Below are 12,578 nucleotides of genomic sequence, written 5' to 3' on the forward strand. Positions count from 1 at the left end.
TTATAAGAGCGCACTTACTAAAGCAGATACTAGACCAAACGCTTTAGTTCAAAAAATCGCTGACACGTCTGCCAGGAACGACTAAACGACTAATTTTCCTACGCTTTCCGGGCTTCCCCAGAGGATCGGCAGGATCCTTTCCATCTCCTCCGGCAGCGCGCTGGTCCAGAAACGCGGCGTCGCGGCCTGGCCAGAGGCCAGTAGCGCCCGCGCCGACAATACGCGCTCCAGCTGCCGGGCGACAGCCGCTCCCGTATCGATCACCGCCATCTCCGCCGGGATCAGCTCGGCCAGCAGGGGTTTGACGAAGGGATAATGAGTACAGCCGAGGATCAGCGTATCGCAGCCCTGTTCGAGGATCGGCGCCAGCAGGCGTTCCAGCAGTGCCCGGGTTTGCGGCCCATAGAGATCGCCGGCTTCGATGCGCTCGACCAGCCCCGGGCAGGGCTGGGTGAAGACCTGTACGTCGCTGGCGAAGCGGTCGAGCAAGGCGGCGAAACGCGCGCTCTTCAGAGTTCCGGTGGTGGCCAGGACGCCGACCCGACCGTTGCGGGTGGCCGCCGCGGCCGGCTTCACCGCAGGCTCCATGGCCACCAGCGGCACCTGCGGATAACGTTCGCGCAATTCCGCCGCAGCCGCAGCCGTCGCGGTATTGCAGGCCAGTACCAGAGCCTTGGCGCCCTGCTCCAGAAGGAAATCACCGATCCGCTCGCAGCGTTCGCGGATGTACTCCGCGCTCTTCTCGCCGTAGGGCACATGGGCGTTGTCGGCGACGTAGAGCAACGATTCGGATGGCAGGCGCGCGCGAATCTCACGCAATACGCTGAGCCCGCCGACCCCGGAATCGAAAACGCCGACCGCGGCCGACTCAACCGCCATGGCGTTGCCCGCAGACGGCACAGGAAGGATCGCGACGCACCCGCAATTCGCGGAAGCGCGTGCCGAGGGCGTCCACCAGCAGCAGGCGGCCCACCAGCGGTTCGCCGAAACCGGCCAGCAGCTTGAGCGCCTCCAGCGCCTGCAGGCTACCGACCAGCCCCACCAGCGGACCGATCACGCCGGCCTCGCTGCAGGTCAGCTCGGCCTCGCTGCCGTGCCCGTAGAGGCAGTGGTAGCAGGGGCTTTCGTCGCGGCGGGTATCGAATACCGAAAGCTGGCCCTCGAGACGGATCGCCGCGCCGCTGACCAGGGGCTTGCCGGCGCGCACGCAGGCGACGTTGACCGCCTCGCGGGTGGCGAAGTTGTCGGTGCAGTCGAGCACCAGGTCGACCGCCGCCACGGCGGCATCGAGGGAGTCCTTGTCCAGCGCGGCGCTATGGCTGACCAGGCGGATCTGCGGATTCAGCGCGCCCAGCCGGCGCATCGCCGACTCCACCTTGCCGACACCGACGCTGGTGCCATCGTGGATGACCTGCCGTTGCAGGTTGGTCAGGTCGACCGTATCGAAATCCGCCAGGTGCAGCTCGCCGACCCCGGCCGCGGCCAGGTACAGCGCCACCGGCGAACCCAGGCCGCCAAGACCGACGATCAGTGCGCGGCTGCGCTTCAGGCGCAGCTGGCCCTCGACGTCGACCTGCGCCAGTAGGATCTGGCGACTGTAGCGCAGCAGTTCCTCGTCGCTCAGCATGCCCATTGTCCGAGAGTGATCCGCTCGTTGCCGCCGAGGTCGCGCAACGTATGTACCCCGGCGAAGCCGCGGGCGCCGAGCAGTTCGCGCACCGCCGCCCCTTGATCATAGCCGTGCTCGAGCAGCAACCAGCCTTCGTCCAGCAAATGCTGCGGCGCCTGGGCGACGATCTGGCGGATATCGTCGAGGCCATCGCTACCCGCGACCAGCGCGCTCTTCGGCTCGAAACGCACGTCGCCCTCGCTCAGGTGCGGATCGCTGGCAGGGATATACGGCGGATTGCCGACGATCATCCGGAAGCGTCGGCCATCGAGAGCGGAGAACCAGTGGCTGCGGCGCACCTCGACGTTCTCCAGGAGCAACCGCTGGCGATTGCGCTCGGCCAGCGCCACGGCCTCTTCCACGCGGTCCACCGCAGTCACCGTCCACAGCGGCCGTTCGCTGGCCAGGGCCAGGGCGATGGCGCCGGTGCCGGTGCCCAGGTCGAGCACGGTAGCGGTGTCCGCCGCGAGGGTCGCCAGCGCGGTTTCCACCAGCAGTTCGGTGTCCGGGCGCGGGATCAGGGTGTGTGGCGCGACCTCCAGGTCCAGGCTCCAGAAGCCCTGGTGGCCAAGTATGTAGGCCACCGGCTCGCCGTTGCGCCGACGGGCGATCCAGTCGTCGAACAGCTCGTTGGCCTCGCGCGGCACGATGCGCTCCGGCCAGGTACGCAGGAAGCTGCGCGGCTTGCCCATCGCCGCCGCCAGCAGCAACTCGGTGTCGAGCCGGGCGCTGGGCGAATCGGGCAGTTGGGAATCCTTGAGAAGGGTACAGATAGTGGTCATGTCAGTCGCCCAGGGCCGCCAGTTGATCGGCCTGGTATTCCTGCAGCAGCGGCTCGATCACCTGTTCCACCGCGCCCTCCATCACCTCGCCCAGGGAGTACAGGGTGAGGTTGATGCGATGGTCGGTGACCCGCCCTTGCGGGAAGTTGTAGGTACGGATGCGCTCCGAGCGGTCGCCCGAGCCCACCAGCAGCTTGCGCGTGCTGGCGATCGCCTGCTGCGCCGCGGCCTGCTGCTGGTCGTTGAGCTTGGCCGCCAGCCAGGCCATGGCCTTGGCGCGGTTCTTGTGCTGCGAGCGCTCTTCCTGGCACTCGACCACGATGCCGCTGGGAATGTGGGTGATGCGCACCGCCGAGTCGGTCTTGTTGACGTGCTGGCCGCCGGCACCGGAGGAACGGTAGGTGTCCACCCGCAGGTCGGCCGGGTTGATCTCGATCGCTGCCTGCTCGTCCGGCTCCGGCAGCACCGCGACGGTGCAGGCGGAAGTGTGGATCCGGCCCTGGGATTCGGTTTCCGGCACCCGCTGCACGCGGTGCGCGCCGGACTCGAACTTGAGCTTGGCGTAGACGTTGTCGCCCTCGACCCGGGCAATCACTTCCTTGTAGCCACCGTGCTCGCCCTCGTTCTCCGACAGCGTCTCGACCCGCCAGCCCTGGCGCTCGGCGTAGCGCGAATACATGCGGAACAGGTCGCCGGAGAAGATCGCCGCCTCGTCGCCACCGGTGCCGGCACGGATCTCCAGGAACACGTTGCGGCTGTCGTTGGGATCCTTCGGCAGCAGCATGCGCTGCAGGCTGTCGCCGAGGGCGGCGAGGCGGCCGCGCGCTTCGGCGACCTCCTCCTCGGCGAGGTCGCGCAACTCCGGGTCGCTGTCCTTGAGCAACGCCTGGGCGCCCTCGAGGTCGGCCTGCACCTTGCGGTAGTCGCGGAACGCCAGGATCACCGGTTCGACCTCGGCGTACTCGCGGGAATAGGCGCGGAAGCGGGTCTGGTCACTGATCACCTCGGCGTCGCCGAGCAGCGCCGTCAGTTCTTCGTAGCGATCGCTGAGGACATCCAGCTTTTTCAGCAGAGAAGCTTTCATGCAGGCATAGGTACCGGTCAGTGGCGCGGCGCGCCCTCGTCGAGGGCGAACAGCTCCTGGGCCAGGGCCAGCGCGTCGATGCGGCCCTCGGCGGACATTTTCTTCATCTGCACGCTGGGCGCGTGCAGCAGTTTGTTGGTCAGGCCGCGGGCCAGCTGGGCCATCACCTCGGCGGGGTCGGCACCGTTGGCCAGTTGCCGCTGGGCCTTGCCCAGCTCCTCATCGCGCAGGCGCTCGGCCTGCTGCCGATAGGCGCGCAGCACGTCCACCGCGGCCAGTTCGCGCAGGCGCTGCATGAACTCGGCGACGCCACTGCCGACCAGTTCCTCGGCGGCCTGGGCAGCGCCCTGGCGGCTCTTGAGATTCTCCGCCACTACTTCGTGGAGGTCGTCGACGCTATAGAGGTAGACGTCGTCCAGTTCGCCGACTTCCGGCTCGATGTCGCGCGGCACGGCGATGTCGACCATGAACATCGGCTTGTGCTTGCGCTGCTTCAGCGCGCGCTCCACGGCGCCCTTGCCGAGGATCGGCAACTGGCTGGCAGTGGAGCTGATGACGATATCGCTGTTGGCCAACTCCTCGGGGATCTCCGAAAGCAGCACCGCATGGGCGCCGAACTGCTCGGCGAGCAGGCTGGCGCGCTCCAGGGTGCGGTTGGCCACCACGATGCGCTTCACGCCTTGCTCGAACAGGTGGCGCGCGACCAGGGTGATGGTCTCGCCGGCGCCGATCAGCAGCGCCTGGCTGCGGTGCAGGTCGCTGAAGATCTGCTTGGCCAGGCTCACCGCGGCGAACGCCACGGACACCGGGTTCTCGCCGATGGCGGTATCGGTGCGGACGGTCTTCGCCGTACTGAAGGTGGCCTGGAACAGGCGGCCGAGCAGCGGACCGACGGTGCCGGCCTCGCGCGCGACGGCGTAGGCCGACTTCATCTGGCCGAGGATCTGCGGCTCGCCGAGGACCATCGAGTCGAGGCCGGAGGCCACGCGCATCATGTGGCGCACCGCGTCTTCGTCCTGGTGCACATAGGCACAGGCGCGCAACTCGTCGAGAGTCAGGCGATGGTAGTCCGCCAGCCAGGCGAGCACGTCGTCCGCGGTCGGATGGTCGATCTCCAGGTAGAGTTCGCTCCGGTTGCAGGTCGACAGAATGGCCGCCTCGCGGCTGGTGGTCAGGCGGCAGAGCTGCTGCAGCGCCTCGACCATCTGTTCCGGAGTGAAAGCCACGCGCTCGCGGACAGCCACCGAGGCGGTCTTGTGATTGATGCCGAGGGCAATGAAGGCCATGCAGGATCGCTGAGCTAATCGGGGAAACGCGCAATTCTCCTACTTCGCCAAGGGCAGGACAACCATTGCCGATGTATTGACCCCATAGACAGCTTCGTCGACGCCCGTCCCGGCCCCCTTGGGCTTGCCGGACGGCTTATGTCATGATGGCGCCACCCTCGCAGGTTCAAGGCCGGCTTTCTTCCTCTATGAACAAATCCCTTGCGCTGCTGACCGTCACGCTGCTGCTCGGCGGCTGCCAGTCACTTATCCACAAGACTCCCGATGGCACCCCGCCGGTGGAAGACACCGCGGTCGAGACCAAGGCCAAGCCGGAAAAGTACGGCTCCTTCAGCGAGGACAGCCTGTATTCGCTGCTGGTGGCCGAACTGGCCGGGCAGCGCAACCGCTTCGACATCGCCCTGAGCAACTATGTGGTGCAGGCGCAGAAAACCCGCGACCCCGGGGTTTCCGAGCGCGCCTTCCGCATCGCCGAATACCTCGGCGCCGACCAGGAAACCCTCGACACCTCCCTGCTCTGGGCGCGCAGCGCGCCGGACAACCTCGATGCCCAACGCGCCGCCGCGATCCAGTTGGCCCGCGCCGGGCGCTACGAGGAGTCCATGGTGTACATGGAGAAGGTCCTCAACGGCCAGGGCGACACGCACTTCGACTTCCTCGCCCTGTCTGCCGCGGAGACCGACCCGGATACCCGCGCCGGCCTGCTGCAGAGCTTCGACCACCTGTTGAAGAAATACCCGAACAACGGCCAGTTGCTGTTCGGCAAGGCCCTGCTGCTGCAACAGGACGGCCGCCCGGATGAAGCCCTGACCCTGCTCGAGGACAACTCCGCAAGCCGCCACGAAGTCGCCCCGCTGCTGCTCCGCTCGCGCCTGTTGCAGAGCATGAAGCGCAGCGACGAGGCCCTGCCGCTGCTCAAGGCCGGGATCAAGGAACACCCGGACGACAAACGCGTGCGCCTCGCCTACGCGCGCCTGCTGGTGGAGCAGAATCGCCTGGACGACGCCAAGGCCGAGTTCGCCGGACTGGTCCAGCAATTCCCCGACGACGACGACCTGCGTTTCTCCCTGGCGCTGGTCTGCCTGGAAGCCCAGGCCTGGGACGAAGCCAGGATCTACCTGGAAGAACTGGTCGAGCGCGACAGCCACGTCGACGCCGCCCACTTCAACCTCGGCCGCCTCGCCGAGGAACAGAAGGACACCGCGCGTGCCCTCGACGAGTACGCCCAGGTCGGCCCGGGCAATGACTTCCTCCCGGCGCAACTGCGCCAGACCGACGTCCTGCTCAAGGCCGGTCGCGTCGACGAAGCCGCCCAGCGCCTGGACAAGGCGCGCAGCGAGCAACCCGACTACGGCATCCAGCTGTACCTGATCGAAGCCGAGGCGCTGTCCAACAACGACCAGCAGGAAAAGGCCTGGCAGGCCATCCAGGAGGGTCTGAAGCAGTACCCGGAGGACCTCAACCTGCTCTACACCCGCTCGATGCTGGCGGAGAAGCGCAACGACCTGGCGCAGATGGAAAAGGACCTGCGCTTCGTCATCGCCCGCGAGCCGGACAACGCCATGGCCCTCAACGCCCTCGGCTACACCCTGGCCGACCGCACCACCCGCTACGGCGAGGCCCGCGAGCTGATCCTCAAGGCGCACAAGCTGAACCCGGACGACCCGGCGATCCTCGACAGCATGGGCTGGATCAACTATCGCCAGGGCAAGCTGGCCGACGCCGAGCGCTACCTGCGCCAGGCGCTGCAGCGCTACCCCGACCACGAGGTCGCCGCGCACCTGGGCGAAGTCCTCTGGGCCCAGGGGCGCCAGGGCGACGCCCGGGCCATCTGGCGCGAATACCTCGACAAGCAGCCCGACAGCGACGTGCTGCGCCGCACCATCAAGCGCCTGACCGGCGCCGAGACTCCTTGAAACCATGCGTCTACGTCTTTTCCTCGCCGCCTCCGCGCTGGCCCTGCTCAGCGGCTGCGCCGGCCTGACCTCCCACGAAGCCCTGGAAGGCCAGGGCGATGCGCAGACCTGGAAAACCCACAAGCAGCAGCTCAGCGAGCTGGATGCCTGGCAGATCGACGGCAAGGTCGGCATCCGCGCCCCGCGCGACTCCGGCAGCGGCACCCTGTTCTGGCTGCAGCGCCAGGGCTACTACGACATCCGCCTGTCCGGCCCGCTCGGCCGCGGCGCAGCACGCCTGACCGGGCGTGAAGGCGCGGTGAGCCTGGAGGTCGCCGGGCAGGGCCGCTACCAGGCGGAGTCCCCGGAAGCACTGCTGGAAGAACAACTAGGCTGGCGCCTGCCGGTCTCGCACCTGCTCTGGTGGGTACGCGGCCTCCCGGCGCCGGACAGCAAGAGCCGCCTGACCCTCGACGCCGACAGCCGCCTGGCGCGCCTGGAACAGGACGGCTGGCAGATCGAATACACCCGCTACGCCGAACAGAACGGCTACTGGCTACCCGAGCGCCTGAAACTGCACGGCCAGGACCTCGACGTCACCCTAGTGATCAAGGACTGGCAGCCGCGCCAGCTCGGCCGCTGACATGAGCGTGCGCCTCAGCCTGCCAGCCCCGGCCAAACTCAATCTGTTCCTGCATATCCTCGGCCGCCGCGACGATGGCTATCACGAGTTGCAGACCCTGTTCCAATTCCTCGACCACGGCGACGAGCTGCATTTCGAAGCCCGCCAGGACGGCCAGGTACGCCTGCACACGGAAATCGCCGGGGTGCCGCACGACAGCAACCTGATCGTGCGCGCCGCGCGCGGGCTGCAGGAAGCCTCCGGCAGCCCGCAAGGCGCCGACATCTGGCTGGACAAGCGCTTGCCCATGGGGGGCGGCATCGGCGGCGGCAGCTCCGACGCCGCCACGACGCTCCTGGCCTTGAACCATCTCTGGCAACTCGGCTGGGACGAGGACCGCATCGCCGCCCTGGGCCTGCGCCTGGGCGCCGACGTGCCGGTCTTCACCCGCGGACGCGCGGCTTTCGCCGAGGGCGTGGGCGAAAAGCTCACCCCGGTGGACATCCCGGAGCCCTGGTATCTCGTCGTGGTTCCGCAAGTACTTGTCAGCACAGCAGAAATTTTTTCAGATCCACTGTTGACACGCGATTCTCCCGCCATTAAAGTGCGCACCGTTCTCGAGGGGGACAGCCGAAACGACTGTCAGCCGGTAGTCGAGAGGCGTTACCCAGAAGTTCGTAACGCTTTGATCTTGCTAAACAAATTTGTTTCAGCTAGATTAACCGGCACTGGAGGTTGTGTGTTTGGGAGCTTCCCAAACAAAGCTGAAGCTGATAAAGTCTCGGCCCTTCTTCCAGACCACCTTCAGAGGTTCGTCGCCAAAGGAAGCAACATCTCGATGTTGCACCGGAAGCTGGAAACTCTGGTCTGAGAAAGGAATGCCGAAACGGCATTCGAGCAATACCACAGGGGCGTCGCCAAGCGGTAAGGCAGCAGGTTTTGATCCTGCCATGCGTTGGTTCGAATCCAGCCGCCCCTGCCATTTTCCTCTTCTGTATTTCATCCGGATCCCTTCGGTCGACACAGGTACCTGTAGCGTGTCCAAGATGATGGTCTTCACGGGGAACGCTAACCCCGATCTTGCACGACGCGTCGTGCGTCAGCTGCACATTCCTCTTGGCGATGTTTCAGTTGGCAAATTCTCCGATGGCGAAATCAGCGTCGAAATCAACGAAAACGTCCGCGGCAAGGACGTATTCCTGATTCAGCCGACCTGCGCGCCGACCAACGACAACCTGATGGAACTGGTGGTGATGGCCGATGCCTTCCGCCGCTCCTCGGCCACTCGTATCACCGCTGTCATCCCCTACTTCGGCTATGCCCGCCAGGATCGCCGTCCGCGTTCCGCCCGCGTGGCCATCAGCGCCAAGGTAGTGGCCGACATGCTGACCGTCGTCGGGGTCAACCGTGTCCTCACGGTCGACCTGCACGCGGATCAGATCCAGGGCTTCTTCGATATCCCGGTAGACAACATCTACGGTTCCCCCGTGCTGGTGGACGATATCGAAGACCAGCGCTTCGAGAACCTGATGATCGTCTCCCCGGACATCGGCGGCGTGGTGCGCGCGCGCGCCGTGGCCAAGTCCCTGGGCGTTGACCTTGCGATCATCGACAAGCGTCGTCCCAAGGCCAACCAGTCCGAAGTGATGCACATCATCGGTGACGTCGAAGGCCGTACCTGCGTACTGGTAGACGACATGGTCGATACCGCCGGCACCCTCGGTCACGCCGCCAAGGCCCTGAAAGAGCACGGCGCCGCCAAGGTCATCGCCTACTGCACCCACCCGGTGCTGTCCGGCCGTGCCATCGAGAACATCGAGAAATCCGTACTGGACGAGCTGGTGGTGACCAACACCATCCCGCTGTCCGCCGCTGCCCAGGCCTGTGGCCGCATCCGCCAGCTGGACATCGCTCCGGTCGTTGCGGAAGCCATGCGCCGGATCAGCAACGAAGAATCGATCAGCGCGATGTTCCGCTGAGGCCCAGCCTCGGCGAACGCGCCTGAACGAAAACGCCCCGCTCCGGCGGGGCCTTTGAAATCGCCCGAACGCTGGTCGCAAGCGTTCGGGCGCATTGTTATTTTTGGAGATACACAATGGTCGACTTTATTCTGAATGCCCAAGTGCGTTCCGATCTGGGGAAAGGTGCGAGCCGCCGCCTGCGTCGTAACGCCGGTCTGGTTCCTGCTGTCGTTTACGGCGGCGACAAAGAGCCCCAGTCCGTAACCCTGGAACTGCGCGAAATCGCCAAGCTCCTGGAAAACGAGGCTGCCTTCAGCCACGTGATCGCCCTGAACGTTGGCGGCGCCAAGGAAACCGTACTGATCAAGGCCCTGCAGCGCCATCCGGCGAAAGGCTTCGTGATGCACGCCGACTTCCTGCGCGTGGTCGCCGACCACAAGCTGACCGCCCACGTACCGCTGCACTTCATCAACGAAGAAGTAGCCGTTGGCGTCAAGCAAGCCGGTGGCGAGATCTCCCACACCATCTCCGAAGTCGAAGTTTCCTGCCTGCCGAAAGACCTGCCGGAATTCATCGAAGTCGACATGGCCAAGGTCGAGCTGGGCCAGATCGTTCACCTGTCGGACCTCAAGGCTCCGAAAGGCGTCGAGCTGGTACAACTGGCCCACGGCAACGACCTGGCCGTTGCCAACATCCACGCTTCCCGCGTGGTGAAGGAAGAAGGTAGCGAAGAAGGCGCCGCCGAGTAATTCATTACTCGATCGCCTTTTTATAGAGAGGGGCTCCCGTCGTGACTGCCGTACAACTGATCGTTGGCCTGGGAAACCCGGGTCCTGAATACGACCAGACCCGGCATAACGCGGGGGCCCTTTTCGTTGAGCGCCTGGCGCATGCCCAGGGCGTCAGCCTCGTGGCTGACCGCAAGTATTTCGGCCTGGTCGGCAAGTTCAGCCACCAGGGCAAGGACGTTCGTCTGTTGATCCCGACCACCTACATGAACCGCAGCGGCCAGTCCGTGGCGGCGCTGGCGGGATTCTTCCGGATCGCCCCGGACGCCATCCTGGTGGCCCACGACGAACTCGACATGCCCCCTGGCGTCGCCAAGCTCAAGACCGGCGGCGGACACGGCGGGCACAACGGGTTGCGCGATATCATCGCCCAGCTCGGCAATCAGAATTCTTTCCATCGCCTGCGGCTTGGCATCGGCCATCCGGGGCACAGCAGCCTGGTTTCCGGTTACGTGCTCGGCCGCGCCCCGCGCAGCGAGCAGGAACTGCTCGACACCAGCATCGACTTCGCCCTCGGCGTGCTGCCGGAAATGCTCGCCGGGGACTGGACCCGGGCGATGCAGAAGCTGCACAGCCAGAAGGCCTGAACCACTTTTCTAGCGCCTGTCTGAGCGCGAGGGACATAGCATGGGATTCAACTGCGGCATCGTCGGCCTGCCCAACGTCGGCAAGTCCACCCTGTTCAACGCCCTGACCAAATCCGGTATCGCGGCGGAAAACTTCCCGTTCTGCACCATCGAGCCGAACAGCGGCATCGTGCCGATGCCCGACGCGCGCCTGAACGCCCTGGCCGAGATCGTCAAGCCCGAGCGCGTACTGCCGACCACCATGGAATTCGTCGACATCGCCGGCCTGGTGGCGGGCGCCTCCAAGGGTGAGGGCCTGGGCAACAAGTTCCTCGCCAACATCCGCGAGACCGACGCCATCGCCCACGTGGTGCGCTGCTTCGAAGACGACAACGTGATCCACGTGTCCAACAGCGTCGACCCCAAGCGCGACATCGAGATCATCGACCTCGAACTGATCTTCGCCGACCTCGACAGCTGCGAGAAGCAACTGCAGAAAGTCGCCCGCAACGCCAAGGGCGGCGACAAGGAAGCCCTGGCCCAGAAGGCCCTGCTGGAAAAGCTCATCCCCCACTTCACCGAAGGCAAGCCGGCGCGTTCGCTGCTGAAGAACCTCGGTGACGAGGAGAAGCGCCTGGTGCGCAGCTTCCACCTGCTGACCAGCAAGCCGGTGATGTACATCGCCAACGTCGCCGAGGACGGCTTCGAGAACAACCCGCACCTGGATGTGGTGAAGGCCATCGCCGAGGAAGAAGGCGCGGTGGTGGTGCCGGTGTGCAACAAGATCGAAGCCGAGATCGCCGAGCTGGAAGACGGCGAAGAGAAGGACATGTTCCTCGAGTCCCTCGGTCTCGAGGAACCCGGCCTGAACCGTGTGATCCGTGCCGGCTACGGCCTGCTCAACCTGCAGACCTACTTCACCGCCGGGGTGAAGGAAGTCCGCGCCTGGACCGTCCGCGTCGGCGCCACCGCCCCGCAGGCCGCCGGCGTGATCCACACCGACTTCGAGAAAGGCTTCATCCGCGCCGAAGTGGTCGCCTACGACGACTTCATCCAGTTCAAGGGCGAACAGGGCGCCAAGGAAGCCGGTAAATGGCGCCTGGAAGGCAAGGACTATATCGTCAAGGACGGCGACGTGATGCATTTCCGCTTCAACGTGTAATCCCCTTCCCGTCCCAGGAAAGCCCCGGCCAAGCGCCGGGGCTTTTCGCTCCTGCCCCTCCCCATCGCCCTCTCTCCGGCGATCCGACCCCTTCCGTCTAAACGATTGAAAGATCAGAAAATTATCTAGCCCCAGGGGTTGACAGCCCCGCCCGAGATACGGAAAATGCGCGCCACTCGGCTACATAGCTCAGTCGGTTAGAGCGCAGCATTCATAATGCTGATGTCCCAGGTTCAAGTCCCGGTGTAGCCACCATATTTTTCAAGGGGTTAGCGCAAGCTAACCCCTTTTCTTTTGCCTGTGGTGACTACAAAGTGACTACAGCGTGTCTACCTCTACACCTTTACTCTTGAGTTCATGGCGCAACGCCAGTAGCTGAAGCCTAGAAAGCTCAAGCTGGTTCTCAGCGATTTGATCAGCGACTTTCTGTTGCTTGCGTATCCAGAACGCAAAGCCAACGTAGACCCCTAAGGTACCTACCCCTGCCAGAAAGGCAGCAAGCTTAACGAGCGTCTTTCGGTTTTCTACTGCGATTTCAATCTTTCTTTCCAACATCTCCTTTCTAGCGGCCTGTTCAGCATTTGGCTTTTCTAAGCTTTGCAGTGAAGCAAGCTCGCTCCAGTTCTCGTAAACCACCGCATTTGAACTCTCACCAGCATAGAAGGTTAGATAAAAAGCCCCGATAAGAATGGTCATAGAGAAGAGCGCGACAAACTTGTACAGGCTATCCGTGGGAAGCGGGATTTTGTTTTCCATGCAAAAC

General features: G+C 64.6%; 13 protein-coding genes and 2 tRNA genes. 9 read left to right on the forward strand and 6 right to left on the reverse strand.

Translation table 11 applies throughout. The features are described 5' to 3' along the window. Positions 1 to 81: 81 nt before the first annotated feature. The 5 genes from murI to hemA are packed head-to-tail and all read right to left on the reverse strand — an operon-like array spanning position 82 to position 4,821. Positions 82 to 879 carry a glutamate racemase gene (murI, locus tag JHD77_RS25580; RefSeq protein WP_003099300.1) on the reverse strand — a complete coding sequence of 266 codons (798 nt, stop codon included), beginning with the start codon at positions 877 to 879 and terminating at the stop codon, positions 82 to 84. Then, the gene (locus JHD77_RS25585) at positions 869 to 1,627 is read right to left on the reverse strand and encodes a molybdopterin-synthase adenylyltransferase MoeB (protein ID WP_003099296.1); all 759 of its coding nucleotides are present in this window, start codon (positions 1,625 to 1,627) and stop codon (positions 869 to 871) included. Before JHD77_RS25585 ends, murI begins: the two co-directional genes overlap by 11 nt. Next, positions 1,621 to 2,451 (reverse strand): peptide chain release factor N(5)-glutamine methyltransferase, encoded by an 831-nt coding sequence (gene prmC, locus JHD77_RS25590; protein WP_017002043.1) that lies wholly within the window; start codon positions 2,449 to 2,451, stop codon positions 1,621 to 1,623. The genes JHD77_RS25585 and prmC overlap by 7 nt, the downstream gene beginning before the upstream one ends. A 1-nt stretch (position 2,452) precedes the next feature. Continuing rightward, the gene (prfA, locus tag JHD77_RS25595) at positions 2,453 to 3,535 is read right to left on the reverse strand and encodes a peptide chain release factor 1 (protein WP_003099290.1); all 1,083 of its coding nucleotides are present in this window, start codon (positions 3,533 to 3,535) and stop codon (positions 2,453 to 2,455) included. 17 nt (positions 3,536 to 3,552) lie between these two features. Further along, entirely contained in the window at positions 3,553 to 4,821 is a 1,269-nt protein-coding gene (gene hemA, locus JHD77_RS25600; RefSeq protein ID WP_003095001.1) for a glutamyl-tRNA reductase, read from the reverse strand. Positions 4,822 to 4,964: 143 nt separating this feature from the next. On the opposite strand from hemA, the gene lbcA reads away from it, so the two are divergent. The 9 genes from lbcA (at position 4,965) to JHD77_RS25645 (ending at position 12,070) form a co-directional block, all read left to right on the forward strand. After that, positions 4,965 to 6,737, forward strand: a complete 1,773-nt coding sequence (gene lbcA / locus JHD77_RS25605; RefSeq protein ID WP_074231569.1) for a proteolytic complex protein LbcA — start codon at positions 4,965 to 4,967, stop codon at positions 6,735 to 6,737. 4 nt (positions 6,738 to 6,741) lie between these two features. Further along, a complete protein-coding gene (lolB, locus tag JHD77_RS25610; protein WP_003095005.1) occupies positions 6,742 to 7,359 on the forward strand; it encodes a lipoprotein insertase outer membrane protein LolB in 618 nt (205 codons plus the stop codon). 1 nt (position 7,360) lies between these two features. Then, positions 7,361 to 8,209, forward strand: a complete 849-nt coding sequence (gene ispE, locus JHD77_RS25615; protein WP_003146058.1) for a 4-(cytidine 5'-diphospho)-2-C-methyl-D-erythritol kinase — start codon at positions 7,361 to 7,363, stop codon at positions 8,207 to 8,209. Between the two features lie 36 nt (positions 8,210 to 8,245). Then, a tRNA-Gln gene (locus JHD77_RS25620) sits at positions 8,246 to 8,320 on the forward strand. 55 nt (positions 8,321 to 8,375) lie between these two features. Then, entirely contained in the window at positions 8,376 to 9,317 is a 942-nt protein-coding gene (locus tag JHD77_RS25625) for a ribose-phosphate pyrophosphokinase (protein WP_003099281.1), read from the forward strand. Between the two features lie 116 nt (positions 9,318 to 9,433). After that, a complete protein-coding gene (locus JHD77_RS25630) occupies positions 9,434 to 10,048 on the forward strand; it encodes a 50S ribosomal protein L25/general stress protein Ctc (protein ID WP_003099279.1) in 615 nt (204 codons plus the stop codon). 41 nt (positions 10,049 to 10,089) lie between these two features. Then, positions 10,090 to 10,674 carry an aminoacyl-tRNA hydrolase gene (gene pth, locus JHD77_RS25635; RefSeq protein WP_003099278.1) on the forward strand — a complete coding sequence of 195 codons (585 nt, stop codon included), beginning with the start codon at positions 10,090 to 10,092 and terminating at the stop codon, positions 10,672 to 10,674. A 40-nt stretch (positions 10,675 to 10,714) separates the two neighbouring features. Further along, complete coding sequence (ychF, locus tag JHD77_RS25640; RefSeq protein ID WP_003099270.1) at positions 10,715 to 11,815, forward strand: redox-regulated ATPase YchF; 1,101 nt, start codon at positions 10,715 to 10,717, stop codon at positions 11,813 to 11,815. A gap of 178 nt (positions 11,816 to 11,993) precedes the next feature. Continuing rightward, a tRNA-Met gene (locus JHD77_RS25645) sits at positions 11,994 to 12,070 on the forward strand. Positions 12,071 to 12,133: 63 nt separating this feature from the next. Here JHD77_RS25645 and JHD77_RS25650 read toward each other — a convergent pair. After that, complete coding sequence (locus JHD77_RS25650; protein ID WP_023084827.1) at positions 12,134 to 12,571, reverse strand: hypothetical protein; 438 nt, start codon at positions 12,569 to 12,571, stop codon at positions 12,134 to 12,136. Positions 12,572 to 12,578: the final 7 nt, after the last annotated feature.

The sequence above is a fragment of the Pseudomonas sp. P20 genome (assembly GCF_016463925.1).
GTDB classification, from domain to species: domain Bacteria; phylum Pseudomonadota; class Gammaproteobacteria; order Pseudomonadales; family Pseudomonadaceae; genus Pseudomonas; species Pseudomonas aeruginosa.